The 14985-nt window shown below is 65.9% G+C and carries 18 protein-coding genes; 12 read left to right on the forward strand and 6 right to left on the reverse strand.

Annotation, left to right across the window (positions count from 1 at the left end; translation table 11 throughout):
* The first annotated feature begins 93 nt into the window (after positions 1-93).
* From narH to ACZ60G_RS00530, 5 genes are all read left to right on the forward strand, one after another.
* Positions 94-1812 carry a nitrate reductase subunit beta gene (gene narH / locus ACZ60G_RS00510; RefSeq protein ID WP_465806012.1) on the forward strand — a complete coding sequence of 573 codons (1719 nt, stop codon included), beginning with the start codon at positions 94-96 and terminating at the stop codon, positions 1810-1812.
* A gap of 25 nt (positions 1813-1837) precedes the next feature.
* On the forward strand, positions 1838-2518 hold the full coding sequence (narJ, locus tag ACZ60G_RS00515) for a nitrate reductase molybdenum cofactor assembly chaperone (protein WP_465806707.1): 681 nt from the start codon (positions 1838-1840) through the stop codon (positions 2516-2518).
* Positions 2515-3255 carry a respiratory nitrate reductase subunit gamma gene (narI, locus tag ACZ60G_RS00520; RefSeq protein WP_465806013.1) on the forward strand — a complete coding sequence of 247 codons (741 nt, stop codon included), beginning with the start codon at positions 2515-2517 and terminating at the stop codon, positions 3253-3255. The genes narJ and narI overlap by 4 nt, the downstream gene beginning before the upstream one ends.
* A 190-nt stretch (positions 3256-3445) precedes the next feature.
* Entirely contained in the window at positions 3446-4447 is a 1002-nt protein-coding gene (locus tag ACZ60G_RS00525) for an alpha/beta hydrolase (RefSeq protein WP_465806014.1), read from the forward strand.
* Positions 4448-4482: 35 nt separating this feature from the next.
* Complete coding sequence (locus tag ACZ60G_RS00530) at positions 4483-4821, forward strand: TfoX/Sxy family protein (RefSeq protein WP_465806015.1); 339 nt, start codon at positions 4483-4485, stop codon at positions 4819-4821.
* A gap of 4 nt (positions 4822-4825) precedes the next feature.
* Here the strand turns inward: ACZ60G_RS00530 and ACZ60G_RS00535 are convergent, their stop codons facing one another.
* Positions 4826-6526: a metallophosphoesterase gene (locus tag ACZ60G_RS00535; protein WP_465806016.1), complete on the reverse strand. Its 1701-nt coding sequence runs from the start codon at positions 6524-6526 to the stop codon at positions 4826-4828.
* Between the two features lie 187 nt (positions 6527-6713).
* Between ACZ60G_RS00535 and ACZ60G_RS00540 the strand changes: the two genes are divergently transcribed.
* Positions 6714-7160, forward strand: coding sequence for a cupin domain-containing protein (locus tag ACZ60G_RS00540; RefSeq protein WP_063041205.1), 447 nt, complete (start codon positions 6714-6716; stop codon positions 7158-7160).
* On the opposite strand, the gene ACZ60G_RS00545 is transcribed toward ACZ60G_RS00540, so the two are convergent.
* On the reverse strand, positions 7161-7754 hold the full coding sequence (locus ACZ60G_RS00545) for a TetR/AcrR family transcriptional regulator (protein WP_465806017.1): 594 nt from the start codon (positions 7752-7754) through the stop codon (positions 7161-7163).
* A gap of 119 nt (positions 7755-7873) precedes the next feature.
* Here ACZ60G_RS00545 and ACZ60G_RS00550 point away from each other — a divergent pair, with 119 nt between their 5' ends.
* The 5 genes from ACZ60G_RS00550 (at position 7874) to ACZ60G_RS00570 (ending at position 11511) form a co-directional block, all read left to right on the forward strand.
* Positions 7874-8899 (forward strand): hypothetical protein, encoded by a 1026-nt coding sequence (locus ACZ60G_RS00550; protein WP_465806018.1) that lies wholly within the window; start codon positions 7874-7876, stop codon positions 8897-8899.
* 66 nt (positions 8900-8965) lie between these two features.
* Complete coding sequence (locus tag ACZ60G_RS00555; protein ID WP_465806019.1) at positions 8966-9541, forward strand: TetR/AcrR family transcriptional regulator; 576 nt, start codon at positions 8966-8968, stop codon at positions 9539-9541.
* An 88-nt stretch (positions 9542-9629) separates the two neighbouring features.
* Entirely contained in the window at positions 9630-10421 is a 792-nt protein-coding gene (locus ACZ60G_RS00560; protein WP_465806020.1) for an SDR family oxidoreductase, read from the forward strand.
* 111 nt (positions 10422-10532) lie between these two features.
* A complete protein-coding gene (locus tag ACZ60G_RS00565; RefSeq protein ID WP_433525238.1) occupies positions 10533-10952 on the forward strand; it encodes a pyridoxamine 5'-phosphate oxidase family protein in 420 nt (139 codons plus the stop codon).
* A 106-nt stretch (positions 10953-11058) separates the two neighbouring features.
* Positions 11059-11511 (forward strand): VOC family protein, encoded by a 453-nt coding sequence (locus ACZ60G_RS00570; RefSeq protein WP_465806021.1) that lies wholly within the window; start codon positions 11059-11061, stop codon positions 11509-11511.
* Positions 11512-11560: 49 nt separating this feature from the next.
* Here ACZ60G_RS00570 and ACZ60G_RS00575 read toward each other — a convergent pair whose 3' ends face one another.
* Both ACZ60G_RS00575 and ACZ60G_RS00580 read right to left on the reverse strand, forming a co-directional pair.
* Positions 11561-12181: an AMP-binding protein gene (locus tag ACZ60G_RS00575; protein ID WP_465806022.1), complete on the reverse strand. Its 621-nt coding sequence runs from the start codon at positions 12179-12181 to the stop codon at positions 11561-11563.
* 108 nt (positions 12182-12289) lie between these two features.
* On the reverse strand, positions 12290-13201 hold the full coding sequence (locus tag ACZ60G_RS00580) for an NAD-dependent epimerase/dehydratase family protein (protein WP_465806023.1): 912 nt from the start codon (positions 13199-13201) through the stop codon (positions 12290-12292).
* Between the two features lie 129 nt (positions 13202-13330).
* Between ACZ60G_RS00580 and ACZ60G_RS00585 the strand changes: the two genes are divergently transcribed.
* Entirely contained in the window at positions 13331-14290 is a 960-nt protein-coding gene (locus ACZ60G_RS00585; protein ID WP_465806024.1) for a GlxA family transcriptional regulator, read from the forward strand.
* Positions 14291-14311: 21 nt separating this feature from the next.
* Here ACZ60G_RS00585 and ACZ60G_RS00590 read toward each other — a convergent pair whose 3' ends face one another.
* Together ACZ60G_RS00590 and ACZ60G_RS00595 are read right to left on the reverse strand one after the other, a co-directional pair.
* Positions 14312-14713, reverse strand: a complete 402-nt coding sequence (locus ACZ60G_RS00590; RefSeq protein ID WP_465806025.1) for a PIN domain-containing protein — start codon at positions 14711-14713, stop codon at positions 14312-14314.
* Positions 14710-14973 carry a type II toxin-antitoxin system Phd/YefM family antitoxin gene (locus tag ACZ60G_RS00595; RefSeq protein ID WP_465806026.1) on the reverse strand — a complete coding sequence of 88 codons (264 nt, stop codon included), beginning with the start codon at positions 14971-14973 and terminating at the stop codon, positions 14710-14712. The genes ACZ60G_RS00590 and ACZ60G_RS00595 overlap by 4 nt, the downstream gene beginning before the upstream one ends.
* Positions 14974-14985 lie beyond the last annotated feature (12 nt).

Genomic DNA, 14985 nt, shown 5'->3' on the forward strand with positions numbered 1-14985 from the left:
TGATGGACGCAACCAAGAAGTGGAGTACTGACATGATCCGACGAGGTCACGACGCTCCGCTCGATGGTCGCTCGCAGGAAGTGGAGTACTGACATGCGTGTCATGGCACAGATGGCCATGGTGATGAACCTGGACAAGTGCATCGGGTGTCACACCTGCAGCGTCACCTGCAAGCAGGCGTGGACCAACCGCGGCGGCACCGAGTACATGTGGTTCAACAATGTGGAAACCCGTCCCGGACAGGGTTATCCACGGCAGTACCAGGACCAGGAGAAGTGGAAGGGCGGCTGGAGGCTCAACAAGCGCGGCAAGCTGACCCTCGAGTCGGGCTCGCGACTGAAGCGGCTGCTCAATATCTTCGCCAATCCGGATCTGCCCACGGTCTCCGACTACTACGAGCCGTGGAGCTACGACTACGACAACCTGCTGTCCGCGCCCGCGATGGACACCAGCCCGGTCGCGCGGCCGAAATCGCTGATCACCGGGCAGGATACGAAGATCACCTGGGGCGCCAACTGGGATGACGACCTGGGCTCCGGACCGGAGCAGGTGGGCAAGGACCCGCTGCTGGCCAAGCTGTCGGATCAGGTGAAGCTGGAGTTCGAACAGACCTTCATGTTCTACCTGCCGCGGATCTGCGAGCACTGCCTCAATCCGTCGTGTGTGGCCTCGTGCCCGTCGGGTGCGATCTACAAGCGGTCCGAGGACGGCATTGTGCTCGTCGACCAGGACAAATGCCGTGGCTGGCGACAGTGCGTCAGCGGCTGCCCGTACAAGAAGATCTACTTCAACCACAAGACGGGCAAGGCGGAGAAGTGCACGTTCTGCTACCCGCGCGTGGAAGTCGGTATTCCGACGGTCTGTTCGGAGACCTGCGTCGGCCGGCTGCGCTACATCGGCGTCATGCTGTACGACGCGGATGCCGTGGAGGCGGCGGCCTCGGTCACCGAAACCAAGGATCTGTACCCCTCACAGCTCGGGGTGTTCCTCAATCCGCATGATCCGCGAGTGGTCGCGCAGGCCGAGCGGGCCGGGATCTCGCCGGAGTGGATCGAGGCCGCGCAGAATTCGCCGGTCTACAAATTGATCGTCGATTACCAGATCGCGCTGCCGCTGCATCCGGAATACCGCACCATGCCGATGGTTTGGTACGTGCCGCCGCTGTCGCCGGTGGTGGATGTGCTCTCCGAGACCGGACACGATGCCGAGGACGCGTCGAATCTGTTCGGCGCCATCGACGCACTGCGCATTCCGGTGGAGTACCTGGCCGAACTGTTCACCGCCGGTGAGATCGGGCCGGTGCGGGCGTCGCTGCAGCGGCTGGCGGCCATGCGGTCGTTCATGCGGTCGGTGAATCTCGGTATGGAGCCGGATCCGTCGATCGCACCCTCGGTGCGGTTGGAGCCGGAGGAGATCGAGGCGATGTACCGGCTGCTGGCCATCGCGAAATACGAACACCGATACGTGATTCCGCACGGCGCGACTACGCAGGCGCACGAACTGGATTCGCTGGCGACCGGATGCAGCCTGGATACCGACGGCGGACCGGGTATGACGGCATTCGACACGATGGTGGAGAAGTTCCATCTGACCGATACCAATGGCGCGGCGCCGGATGAGAAGTCGAATCGGATCAATTTGCTGAACTGGGATGGGCGCAATACCGACGGACTGCTGCCGACCGCGCGCAATGGCAATGGGGCCAATGGGCACGGTGTGAACGGGACCAGCGGTTCGGCGAAAAACGGTGTGGCCACGAATGGCTCGACCAACGGTTCCGTCACGCCTACGCCGACCGGAGCGACCAAATGAATCCGCTGACACCCGGAGGCGCATGATGGCACTGCTGAAGGTGCGCCGCAGGCCCGAGCCCGTCGCTCAGCTGTCCGAGCGCGATTGCCGCCTGGTGTGGCGGATCGCCGCGCTGCTGCTCGACTATCCGAGCGAGCAGATGTTGGCGACCGTCGACCAGATCGATGATGCCGCAACGCAATTGCCGGACGTGGTAGGCGCGTCGCTGCTGGAGTTCATCCACCACCTGCGTGCCACCCCGCCGATCACGCTGGCACAGCAGTACGTCGAAACCTTCGATATGCGCCGCCGTTCCAGCATGCACCTCACGTTCTACGCCTACGGCGACACCCGCAAACGCGGTATGGCACTGCTGCGGTTCAAGCACGCCTACCGGCACGCCGGTGTCGAACTCGGTGACGAGGAGTTGCCCGACCACCTGCCGGTGCTGCTGGAATTCGCCGCGACCGTCGACCCGATCGGCGGTGAACGTCTGCTGGGCGAACACGTTCCGGTGATCGAACTCCTGCGGCTGTCGCTGGAAGACAACGGATCCCCGTACGCCGGAGTGCTGGCCGCCGTCGTCGCCACTCTGCCGCCGCTGACCACTGCGGACCGGCGTCGCATCGCCGAACTCGCCGCCCAGGGACCGCCCGAGGAAGAGGTCGGTCTCGACCCCTTCGCCATGGACCCCTCGCTGTTCGACGGATCGGAAGCCCGCCGATGACCACCGCCTTCTGGATGACGCTGCCCTACGTGGCCTTCACCTCGTTCGTGCTCGGCCACCTGTGGCGCTACCGCAACGACCAATTCGGTTGGACCACACGCTCTTCCCAGATCTACGAGAGCCGCCTGCTGCGGCTGGGCAGCCCGCTGTTCCACTTCGGCATGCTCGGGGTCATCGGCGGGCACGTGCTCGGCGTGCTGATCCCGGAATCCTGGACCGACGCCGTCGGCGTCTCCGAGCACACCTACCACGAGGTCGCGGTCGCGGCGGGTTCGGTCGCCGGACTCGCGGTCATCCTCGGCGTCGGCATCCTGCTCTACCGCCGCATCACCGTTCCCGCCGTCCGCAAGGCCACCACGCGCAATGACCAGCTCATGTATGTTCTGCTGGCCGCCGCGCTGATCACCGGTCTGCTCAATACCTGGGGCAGCAATCTGCTGTGGGGCACCTACAACTATCGCGAGACCGTATCCCCGTGGTTCCGTAGCCTTTTCACGGTCCATCCGGAGCCCGAGCTCATGGTCGGCACTCCGTGGACCTTCCAGCTGCACGGTCTCGTAGTGCTGACACTCATCGCCATCTGGCCCTACACCCGCTTGGTCCACATGTTCAGTGCGCCCGTCGGCTACCTGACCCGGCCGTACATCGTGTATCGCGCAAAGGAATCCAACGCCCCGGACAAGCGTCGCTACGCGCGTGCGTGGGATGCCCCCGTCACGCCCGAAACCTGGCGCTGACCCCCGGGTTCGGGTCCTCTCACCCGATGCCCAGCAGCCCCGTCCTCCCTGATCGGGAGAGCGGGGCTGTGTGCTTTCCCGGCAAACACGCTTGTCGAATCCCGAGGACGCGCCGACGGCCGTGATAGGAATTCGACCCATGTACCGGCTCGTGCCTACACCTCGCTGGCGCTCGGTTCCGGCACGCCCGATGGGCGCTGTGCCGATGGTTCGCTCGCTGCGCTCCCTCACGCGATGCCTGGTTTTCCTGTTGGCGGTCTACGCCGCGACCGTTCCTGTAACCGCCGCAGCCGATCCCGGCTCCCGGATCCTCGATGTCCGGCCGCTCGGCGGGCGGCAGTTCGAGGTCGTGGTCCATTCGGCGGCGATGAATCGGCCCATCACACTGTGGATGTCGCATCCCGGTGCAGGTGCGCCCGCGCTCTATCTGCTCAATGCGATCGATGGCGGCGAGGACGGCGGACCGTGGACGCGCCGCACGGATGTCGCGGATTTCTTCGCGGATAAGAACGTCAATGTGATCGTGCCGATGAGTGGGCGCGCGAGTTACTACACCGATTGGCTCGACGACGATCCGGTCCTGGGCCGCAACAAGTGGACGACGTTCCTGACCAAGGAGCTGCCGCCGCTGCTGGAAACGCGTTTCGGTATGACGGGGCGCAATGCCGTTGCGGGCCTGTCGATGTCGGCGACCTCGGCACTGAATCTGGCCATCGGCGCGCGCGGCCTCTATCAGGCTGTAGGTGCCTACAGTGGCTGCCCGCGCACCAGTGACCCCGCCGCCATCGCCTATCTGCACTCCCAGCTCGCGGTCTTCGGCGCGAATGCGGGCAACATGTGGGGCGCCCCGGACAATCCCGCCTGGGCCGAGCACGATCCGATGCTGCACGTGGACCGGCTGCGCGGCTTGGCGCTCTACGTCTCGTCGGGCAATGGCGCACCGGGAGTACACGAAACCCTCGGCGATGTCGGCATCGATGGCAATCCGGTCCGGCTGCTCGACCGCATGCTGGTCGGCGGTGTCATGGAGACCGTCATCGATGGCTGCACCGGCCCCTTCGTGGATCGGCTGGCCGAGGCAGGCATACCCGCCACCGTGAATCTCCGTCCGGCGGGAACGCACGCCTGGTCGTACTGGCAGGACGACGTCCACCAGTCCTGGCCGCTGTTCGCCGCCGCGCTGGGCGCATAGCCGACACTTGTCGGTGCCCTGGTCGACAATGCGGTATGGCCTATGACAAAGTGCTCGCCGATCGGATCCGGGAGCTGATCGACCCGACACCCGACGTGAGCGAAAAGAAGATGTTCGGCGGTCTCGCCTTCCTGATCAACGGCAATATGGCGGTAGCGGCGAGCCGGACGGGCGGTCTACTCGTCCGCGTCGACCCGCAGGAGAGCACCACCCTGCTCGCCCGCGAATACGTCGGCACGATGGTGATGGGCGGTCGCGAAATGAACAACTGGCTGCGGGTCGACGGCGCGGCCGTCGCCGATGACGAAGCGCTCGATGAATGGGTCGACCGCGGCGTCAGCTATGCGCGTTCGCTGCCGCCGAAGGAGAAATAGCGGTTCAGTGGACCAGGCGGCGGAAGGTGAGTTTGTCGAATTCCCGGCCGTATTCGTCCACCGCGACCACATCCATCTCGCTGGCGAAGATGCCGGGCCGGACATCGACGCGCAGGAACGAGTAGTTGCGGAACCGCACTCGCGACCAGGAAGCCGCTTCGTCCTGTTTGCCGCCGGACGCGGTCCACACATAGCTGTTCGGGACCGTCGTGTCCGGTAATTCGTGGCCGCGGAACGTTTCCTGCGAACCGGGCTGGAAGTCGTAGCGCGGTCGGCCGCCACCGCCGACGGTGTAATAGACCGTGCCGTCCGTATCCGGGTAGACGATCGAATTGTCCGCGGCGATCCTGGTCGCGGCGCCGGCGCGGATCGGATCCGTGCGTTCGTAGACGTGATTGTGGCCCTGCAGCACCAGATCCACCTGATACCGGTCGAACAATCCGGCCCACGCGTCGCGCACGCCGCCGTCGCTGGCGTGGGCGTCGGTGGTCGAGTACGCGCAATGGTGGAAGAAGCACACCAGGAAGTCGATATTCGGGTCCGCGCGGTAGGCGGCGAGAGTGCGCTGCACCCAACTCGTCTGCGCCCCACCGGAATACCCGGCATTGGCCTTGATCTCATAGCTGACGTCATTGGCGTCGAGCGAGAGCACCGCGACATTGCCGTAGGTGAACGAATATGCCGACGGGCAGCCCGCGGGGCCGTTGCCGGGGAAGTCCAACCGCGCCAGATGTCCGCCGTAGCCGTGCTGGCCGTAGGTCGCTTCCATATCGTGGTTGCCGGTGGCGAACATCCACGGTGTCTCGGCGGCACTGCGTTCGATGGCCCCGAAGTAGACATCCCAGACGTAGGGGTTGTACTTGTCGAAACCGGATTCGAGCTTCGCGCCGTTGGCGACGAATTCGTTCGGCTTGCCCCCGCCGGATGGGTCGGCGTAGGCGATATCACCGGCGAGAATGTGGAAATCCGGTTTGGCGGCGGCGATTTGGCGCAGCACATTGCTCGCGTGCGGCGCGTTCGGATCGTTATCGGCCTTGTAGTACTTGTCGTCGTAGTCGCCGGACACGGTGCCCTGCGGCAGCGCCGGCGTCTCGTCGGTGCCCTGATCGCCCATCATGGTGAACCGGAACGGCAGGATGGCGCTACGCGCACTCGGCATCGCGGGTGCGGCGGCACGGATATCGCCGGTGAAGCCGTCGGAGGTGCGCCAGCGATAGAAGTGCGGCACGCGTCCGGGTAGGCCGTCGACCGGGGCGTGCACGTAGAACTGTTCGGCTGCGAGGACACCGCCGTCTGCGGAGGGGACCTGGGTCAGCAGATTGCGCACCTCGGCCTCGATGGTGCCGCCGAGCGCCGGCGTCGGGCCGTGGTCCAGGAAGACCTTGGTACCGGCCGGTGGCCGGGAGAGCTGACCGGCGAACCGGAGCTGACTGGTCGCATCCGCTCCATATCCGACACGTCGACCGCCGACCGCGAGCTGCGCGTCCTCGGCGTAGGCGCGCCTGCCGAACGGTGAGGTGCCGACGGCCGCGGCCGCGGCGGCCGCCGCGGTACCGCGCAGCACATTGCGCCGGGAGACCGGGTGCCGACGTAGGTAGTTCCGATGCCACTCGTGCTGCTCGTCCATGGTCATATGGGCGGCGTTGGCAGCGGGAATTCCGGTATCCGGAAGATCGCCAGCGGGGTTCATCGGATTCGACGGCACGGCACCGATGCTCTACGGCCCCAGCGCATCACGCAACTCGACACCGCTTCCCACGCACGAACAATTCGTGAACTCTCCGGCCCTCACCACACGATAGCTACGCAATTCGCCCAAAACGAACGAATACCCCAGCGACAGCGGCAATCTCATCCTTTTGCTGCGGCGTCTTCGGGGTTAGGCTGCGGCGATGACGTCATTTACGCGTGCGGCGGCCGTGGCGGTCGTCCTGGGCGGTTCCGTATTCGGCGCCGCGACCGCACATGCGACGCCCGGTACCGATATCACCGCGGTCACCCTCGCCCAAGCGCAGATCCCCGCGGGCCTGCTGCCGTTCGTCGCGGGCACCGACCTGGTCGTCCGCGAAATCACCATCGCGCCAGGCGGTTCCACCGGCTGGCACTATCACTACGGTCCGGTCTTCGGCTTCGTCCGCTCGGGCACCCTCACCCATCCGGGCCCCGACTGCGTGGCCCCGGTCTTCCACACCGGCGATTTCATCTACGAACCCGAGGGCGCCTGGAACGTGCACATCGGCCGCAATCTCGGACCCGACCCGCTCGTCCTCGACGTCGTCTACGCGCCGCCCACCGGTAAGCCGCTCTTCGAAGACGCCGACGCCCCCGACTGCGCCTAGTCAGCCCGGGGTCCGCTGCCGCACCAGCGGCAGGTACACCTCGTCGACGATTTCGACCAGCACATCATCGGGTGCGGTCGGGATCCCGCGCAGCACGAATTCGTTGCGCAACAAGACGATTGCCACTGTGGCGACCCGTGGATGCAGGGCCTCGGGTGCGGCCTCACCGCGGGCGACCGCGCGGCCGAGAATGGTCAGCCAGGTGGCGGCACCGGAGTCCGTGGAGTGCTCGGGTAGCTGCGCGAGCAGTTCCGCCGCGCCACCGGCCGCCGCCAATAAGTCGCGCATGACCGCGCCGAGGGGTGAGCTCCAGTGGCGGTTGGCGCGGCGGAGCATCTCGAGTACGTCCTCGCGCAGATTCCCGGTATCGGGGGGCTGAACGGCGGTGGTCAGCTGCCGGTAGGCGGCGATGCCGAGTGCGAGGCGATTCGGCCAACGGCGGTAGATGGCGTTTTTGTTGGTGCCCGCGCGGGCCGCGACCTTGTCCATGGTCAGTCCGGCGTATCCGGATTCGGTCAGCTCCTCTGCCGCGGCGCGCAGGATCGCCTCCTCGAGCGCTGCACCACGCCGCCGCGTTTGCCCGAGTTGTTCCACACCTGCCACCTTTCGCCAACCGAAACTCATCGTACCTTCCGACAAGAGCGTGACGCCTGAGTACTGAGGAGTTAAGGTACTAGAAGTACCTTAGCCCTGTTGGATAGAAGGAATGCACCATGCGCGCAAAGGGCATCAGTTACAGCACCGGCTTCCTCGGCAAAAGCGGGCTGTCCCGGCAGCCGTTCGACGCGGCGGAGGTCGAGCGGGAGCTCCGCATCATTCGAGATGACCTGCACTGCAACGCAATACGTGTGATGGGCGGCGATCCGGATCGAATCGAGCTCGCCGCGACCTACGCCGCCGAACTCGGCCTGGAGGTCTGGTTCTCGCCCTATCCGCTGGAGCTCGAACCCGAGGAAGTGCTCGCGCTGTTCGCCGACTGCGCCCAGCGCGCGGAAAGACTGCGACAGCATGGAGCCGAGGTTGTCTTCGTGACCGGCGCGGAACTGAGTCTGATGAACCACGGATTCCTGCCCGGCCGCGATATCGACGAGCGGCTCGAGCTGCTGTTGCGACCGGATCGGCCGCGCGAGCAGATCGGCGAGGTCAGCGCGCGGGTCAATGAATTCCTCGGCAAAGCGGTCGCGGTGGTCCGGGAACATTTCGGCGGCAAAATCACCTATGCCGCGGTGCCGCTCGAACACGTCGACTGGGACCCCTTCGACATTGCCTCGGCGGATCTGTATCGGTCCGCCGAGATCGCCGACCGGTTCGCCGATGGCGTCGGAACCCTTGTCGCCCAAGGCAAGCCGCTCGCAATCACCGAATTCGGCGCGGCCACCTTCCACGGCGCGGGCGATCGCGGCGCACTCGGACTGGAGATCGTCGAACACGACCCGGATACCGGCGCGCCTTTGCGCGTGAACGGCGACTACCGCCGCGACGAGGCAGGCCAGGCCGCCTACATCCGCGAGCTACTCGAGATCTTCGACGCCAAGGGCGTGGACAGCGCCTTCGTATTCACCCTGGCCCTGCACGACCATCCGCACCGCCCCGATGGTGACCCACGCGATGACCTGGACCTGGCCAGTTACGGCATCGTCAAAGTCTTCGAAAACCGCAAGGGCGACACCTATCCGGACCTGCCATGGGAACCGAAGGCCGCATTCCACACCCTCGCCGACTACTACCGAGAGCACTGAACCGGATCGCCGGCACCCCTCGCTGGATATTTGACTTGCGATTACAGAATCTCTACCGTGGATCTCGTGGCACGTACGAAGAGCTTCGATCCCGACGATGCGGTCGCCAAGGCGATGGAGGTGTTCTGGCGCAAGGGATACGCCCGGACCACGCCACAGAATCTTCTCGACGCGATCGGTGTCGGCCGAGGCAGCCTGTACAACGCGTTCACGGGCAAACGGGACCTGTTCGAGCGGGCGCTGCGCCGATATCAGGCGCACGAAACGGCGCGGTTGATCAATCTGCTCGACGGGCCGGGCTCACCGCGGGATCGGGTCCGCGCCGCGCTGACCATGGTGCTCGACGCGGCCCGCGACGACACAGAACGCCGCGGCTGCCTGGCCACGAATACCGCAGTCGAGCTGGGCGGCGACGACACGGTCGAGCTGCTCGTGCGGCGCATTTTCGATCGGCAGCACGATGCCTTCCGGAGCGCCATCGAGGAGGGGCAGCGCGCCGGGGAGTTCACCAAGGATCTGGATTCCCAGACCGCAGCCAACTTCCTACTGGTGACCATCAACGGAATGCGGGTGCTCGCCAAGGCCGACCCTCGCCCGGCCCGGCTCGCGGGACTGGTCGAAACAGCAATGCGGGCACTGTAATTCATCGTTCGGTTCGGTAAAGCAGGTCATCAGCAGAGGGCAGGCATGCTGCTCTTGATTTGTAACTTCAGTTCAAGAAAGAGAGTCCATGCATCTGCAACTCACAGGCAAGACCGCCATCGTCACCGGGGCGAGCAAAGGCATCGGCCTGGAAATCGTCCGGGCACTCACGGCCGAAGGCGTGCGGGTCGTCGCCGCCGCGCGCACAATCACGCCCGAACTCCGCGAACTCAACGGCCCTTCCACCGCCGTGACCGTCGACCTGGCCACCCCAGAAGGGGCCACTGTGTTGATCGAACGCGCCACCGAGATCCTTGGCGAGATCGATATCCTCATCAACAATGTCGGCGGCGTCGTCCCCGGCAGCGCCGACGCCGCCGGCTTCCTCGACATCGGCGACGATGCCTGGCAGCGCACCTACGAACTCAACCTGTTCGGCACCGTCCGGGTCACCCGCCACGCCCTGCCCAGCCTGCTCCGGCAACGCGGCGTGATCATCAACGTCTCCTCCATCGGCGCGCGCGCTGCCTACCACCCCGTCGACTACGGCACCGCGAAAGCCGCCTTGAACAATCTCACCAAAGCACTCGCCGAAGAGTTCGGCGCGCAGGGCCTGCGCGCGCTTACCGTCTCCCCCGGCCCCACCCGCACCCGCAACTGGTCGGCCCCGGACGGCTACGCCGCCGACGTCGCCGCCCAAAACGGAATAACCCTCGACGAATTCCTCGCCCAAGCCCCCGCACGGATGGGCATCACCACTGGCCGACTCACCGAACCACACGAGACCGCGGCACTAGTGACCTTCCTGGCGTCCGATGTGTCCGGAAATCTCACCGGCGCAGACTATTTGGCCGACGGCGGGGCGATCAAAACGGTCTGAGGCGGTGACGGTCGACGTCAGCGTCGACAGCACTACCCGCACCTTGTCCTCGGCCGGGATCACGACTGCCCTGAGGTAGACTCGAACATAAGTTCGAATCAAGGGGTTTGGATGCGGGCGTTACGTCGAGCCGAGATTGCCGGGTTGCTGGCCAGCGATATCGTCGCGCACCTGGCCACCATCGACGCGGCCGGATATCCGCATGTCACGCCGATGTGGTTTCTGTGGGATCAGCAGGCTTTTCGGCTGACAAGCTGGGCGGGGCGGCCGCATTTGCGGCGGATTCTGGCGAATCCGCGAGTGGGGTTGGTAATCGATCGGGAAGTTGTGGGCTCGCGGGACGGCGGGCAGCGGCCGAATCGGCAGGTGCGGGTGATCGGGGATGCCGAGCTGACCATCGATGCGGATGGCGTGTGGACCCAGCGCATCTGGGAGAAGTACGGCAGTGGGCCGGTGCTGGGCGAGGTGGAGCGCGCGCGGGTGCTGATCACGATCACTCCCGACCGCTTCATCGCCGTCGCGAGCGTCTGACCTGCACGAAAAATTCTTCAAAAAATTTCGCGAGATACGTCGAAGACGTCGGGGCAGCTCCGACCGAAGGGTGACAGCAGGTCATAACCAACCCAAGGAGCCCACCATGTCGGTCAACACTTTCCTCTGGTTCGACAACGACGCCGAGGAAGCCGCCGCCCGCTACACCGCGCTGATCCCCAACTCTCGCATCGTGGATGTCAATCGCCACCCCGACGGCTCGGCTTTCATCGTCTCGATCGAACTCGACGGTCACCCGTACACCCTGATGAACGGCGGTCCCGGACATCCGTTCACGGATGCCGCATCGATCCAGGTGATCGTGGATACCCAGGCCGAGGTCGATCGCCTGTGGGACGCCCTGGTCGATGGCGGTGCGCCCGGGCCGTGCGGCTGGCTCACCGACCGCTACGGCCTGTCCTGGCAGGTCGTACCCGCGCCCCTGCTCGCCCTCATGGACGGTGTGAACCCCACCAAGATCGGCGCCGCCGCCGCGGCGCTGCAGTCCATGTCCAAGCTCGATATCAAGGTTCTGCAGGACGCGTACGACAACGCCTGAGACCGGGCACCCCGTCTGATAGCCGGGCACCCACACACAGTGTGCCCGGCTACGACATCGGGTGCCCGGCAGAGGGCGGATGCGGGGTGCGGGGGTCGAGCTCGCGGTGGGTGACGAGGACACCCTTCGGGGTACCCGTCGGATCCGAGGGGTAGAGCAGATACGCCGGGTGGCCGGGTCGTAGTGCCCGCGCCCGGTGGACATTGTCGATCGGGGTCGCGGGGCGACGGGCGGCTCGACCGGCCGCGGCCGAGTCATCGAACATCAGCCAGTCGATGCCGTGCCAGGGCAGATCCCGCCTGACGGCGGCGACCGTAATCCCCTGCCGTGCACCGGAATCCGCGATCACCGTCGCGATTCGGCGCGACGGTTCGGTCGGGTCGACCGGAACGAAACACGCGCCGGTCTTGGCGACCGCCCAGAGCGCCAGCCCGGATTCGAGCGGCCGCGACAGCGCTGCCACCACGAACTCGCCCGGTCCCGCACCACCGGCCATCAATTCGCGCGCCCATCTGGACGATTCCTCGTCCAACTCCTGATAGGTCATCGTGCGCGCACCGTCACGCAGAGCGACCGCGTCCGCAACAGTGCCCGCTCGCAGGAGTTCGGGCAATAAGACCGTCGGACCGGTCTCGGCCGCTCGCGCGGTGTTGTCGTCGGCTCCCGTCACAACGCCTCCCCGGGGATTTCGGAAAGCCTGCCGCGGCCAACCTACGGCACTACCGGACCGAGACCGCGGCATTTCACACCCTCGGGATGTCGCCGTCGTCAGGCCCGATCAGGATGCCGAAACCACCTCCGCGAAGACATCGTCGAGGTTGCTCGCGGTGAGTCCGAAGGTCTCCCGGGTGGTGGCGTCGTCGACGGTGAACTCGCGATGCGACATGTGGTAAGTCTCGAACAATTCGGCCCAGAACGGGTCGGTGTGGCCGAGCAGGGTCAGTTCGCGGTCCGTCATCACCTCGAGCCGCGGCTTCGGGGCATCCGCTGTTGCGGCGAAGCGCTCGGCGGCCGCACGCAGGGTGCTGGTGATGGTCGGGGCGAGCCAGGCACGCCCCCAAGCGTTTTCGCTGCGCGCGACCGCGACGAGTGCGGCGGCCGCGTCACCGATCGCGGTGTAGGAGTGCGGCAGATCCAGGTCCTGCGGGACCAGAGCGAGTTGGCCCGCAATCACTTTCGGCTGCACCAGCAGCGAGAACAGCGATACCGCACCGCGGCCGAGGAATTGGCCCGCCCTGACCTCGGTGACCCGCACCCGGCCCGCATCGTGGGCCGCCTTGGCATCGAGCCACATCCGCGCGCGCACCCGCCCCTTGGGTCCGGTGGCCGCCAGCGGTGTGTCGTCGGTGACCACACTGTCCACCGGGCCGTAGCCGTACAGATTGCCGAGCATCACGTAGTTCGCACCGGACTGCTCCGCGGCCGACAGTATGGCGCTGAACAGTGGCGGTACCGCCTCCGGCCAGGTGTGATAGGCGGGCATCGCGGTATTGAATACGGTGTCCGCGCCCTTGACGAGATCGGTGAGCGCGGTCGCGTCCACGGCGTCGGTCGCGATCAGTTCGATGTCGGGATGCTGCGGGCCGGTCCCGCTGCGGCTGATCATCCGCACCTGGTCGCCGGACTCGGCCAATCGGACCGCAGTTGCCGAGGCGGTGGCGCCCCGGCCGATGATGACATGCGAAGGCATGCGACTTCCCTTCTGAGACAAGATGATTCACGCAATCTAGGCAATCTGCCGATCGCGTGCCGTCAACATTGCCCGGTGCGGGAGCGCTAGACTAGTGGCCGGTTAGCCATCTATCCCAAGGATCCAGCCATGAAGACCGTGGCCGTTGTCGCCGTCGCGCCGGTGAAGCCCTTCGAACTCGCCATGCCCGGAACCATGCTCGGCTCGGTGACGGTCGACGGTGAGCCGTGTTACCGGATGGTGGTGTGCACCGCCGAACCGGGCATTGTTCCCGGCGCGCTGGGCGGTTTCGATGTCGTGGTGCCGCGCGGACTGGATGCGCTCGACGAAGCGGATACCGTCATCGTGCCGAGCACCGGCAGTCGAGGGACCGCCGATGCGGCCACCATCGCGGCACTGCGCCAGGCCGTCGATCAAGGCAAGCGCGTCACTTCGATCTGCAGTGGCGCATTCGTATTGGCCCAGGCCGGGCTGTTGTCCGGCCGCACCGCGACCACGCACTGGGGTCTGGCCGACGAACTCGCCGAGATGTTCCCCGATGTGACCGTGCGCAGCGACGCACTGTTCATCGAGGACGGACCGGTGACCACCGCCGCCGGTGCCGCCGCCGGAATCGACCTGTGCCTGCACCTGATTCGCACCGACTACGGTGCGACGGTCGCCAATGCCGCGGCCCGCGCCGCGGTCGTAACCCCGGTACGCCCCGGCGGCCAAGCCCAATTCGTCGACTCGCCACTGCCGCCGGAGAACGGCCGCACCCTCTCGGCCACCCGCACCTGGGCTCTGGAACGCCTCGACACTCCCCTATCCCTGGACGATCTGGCCACCCACGCCCGCACGAGCGTACGTACCCTCACCCGGCGCTTCCACGAGGAAACCGGCCTCAGCCCGCAGAAATGGCTACTGCACCAACGCATTCAGCGCGCACGAGAACTCCTCGAGTCCACCACCCTGCCCATGGACCAGGTGGCCCGCCACAGCGGCATGGGCTCCGCGGAATCCCTGCGCCAACACATGATCCGCCACGTCGGCCTACCCCCGAGCGCCTACCGCGCCTCGTTCACCCGCACTCCACGCCGATCCGCCTGAGCGAACCCCGGGGCGGCCTGGCTATACCTGAATGACAGTCAGCTCCGGCACGACAGAGGAAAACCCGGTGTCCTGGGTCACTATCGGCCATCCGTGTGCCATCGCAGTCGCGGCAATCCACGAATCGTTGATCTCCATCTTCGTCCCCGCCGCCTTCAGACGCTGCCGCAGTAGCGCCCACGCCGCAGCAACACGCTCATCGATCGGAATCGGCTGCAAGCGTTGCGCTGCGGTCAATGTATCCAGCCTGCGGGAGCGGGACTCGTCATCGACGGACATCAGCACACCCCACCGCAACTCAGCGAAGGTAACCACGCTCACCGCCGATTCCTCCGGAAGCAGGTCGATGTCGATGCGCCGGTTACTTTCGCGCGCGATAAATACCGACGTGTCGAGCAGGCCGATGCTCATGCGCTCGCTCACCGCCACGGACCTGCGGTGTCGTCAGTAGTCTCGGTCAACTCATCCGCAAGCTGATCACGCAGACCGGGATCGGCGAGCGGCAGATCAGCGAGGAATGCCCGCGTTGCCACAGTGGCCGGACGCTCGCGGCGAGGCACCAACAGGGCAACCGGACGCTCGTTCACGGTGACTTCGAGGGTCTCGCCCGCCTCGACTCGTCGCAGCACCTCACTGACGTGATTGCGCAGTTCACGCACCGAAACCCGCTCAGGCTGAGACATGAGTTCAGTGTA

This window comes from Nocardia sp. NPDC102475 (assembly GCF_055584605.1).

What these genes read in the sequence shown, in the direction of transcription:
- ACZ60G_RS00585 (WP_465806024.1), top strand. Translation starts at nt 13,331, where the DNA reads ATGAAGACCGTGGCCGTTGTCGCCGTCGCGCCGGTGAAGCCCTTCGAA.
- ACZ60G_RS00580 (WP_465806023.1), bottom strand. Translation starts at nt 13,201, where the DNA reads ATGCCTTCGCATGTCATCATCGGCCGGGGCGCCACCGCCTCGGCAACT.
- ACZ60G_RS00595 (WP_465806026.1), bottom strand. Translation starts at nt 14,973, where the DNA reads ATGTCTCAGCCTGAGCGGGTTTCGGTGCGTGAACTGCGCAATCACGTC.
- ACZ60G_RS00550 (WP_465806018.1), top strand. Translation starts at nt 7,874, where the DNA reads ATGCGCGCAAAGGGCATCAGTTACAGCACCGGCTTCCTCGGCAAAAGC.
- ACZ60G_RS00560 (WP_465806020.1), top strand. Translation starts at nt 9,630, where the DNA reads ATGCATCTGCAACTCACAGGCAAGACCGCCATCGTCACCGGGGCGAGC.
- ACZ60G_RS00565 (WP_433525238.1), top strand. Translation starts at nt 10,533, where the DNA reads ATGCGGGCGTTACGTCGAGCCGAGATTGCCGGGTTGCTGGCCAGCGAT.
- ACZ60G_RS00525 (WP_465806014.1), top strand. Translation starts at nt 3,446, where the DNA reads ATGGGCGCTGTGCCGATGGTTCGCTCGCTGCGCTCCCTCACGCGATGC.
- ACZ60G_RS00540 (WP_063041205.1), top strand. Translation starts at nt 6,714, where the DNA reads ATGACGTCATTTACGCGTGCGGCGGCCGTGGCGGTCGTCCTGGGCGGT.
- ACZ60G_RS00530 (WP_465806015.1), top strand. Translation starts at nt 4,483, where the DNA reads ATGGCCTATGACAAAGTGCTCGCCGATCGGATCCGGGAGCTGATCGAC.
- narJ (WP_465806707.1), top strand. Translation starts at nt 1,838, where the DNA reads ATGGCACTGCTGAAGGTGCGCCGCAGGCCCGAGCCCGTCGCTCAGCTG.
- narI (WP_465806013.1), top strand. Translation starts at nt 2,515, where the DNA reads ATGACCACCGCCTTCTGGATGACGCTGCCCTACGTGGCCTTCACCTCG.
- narH (WP_465806012.1), top strand. Translation starts at nt 94, where the DNA reads ATGCGTGTCATGGCACAGATGGCCATGGTGATGAACCTGGACAAGTGC.
- ACZ60G_RS00570 (WP_465806021.1), top strand. Translation starts at nt 11,059, where the DNA reads ATGTCGGTCAACACTTTCCTCTGGTTCGACAACGACGCCGAGGAAGCC.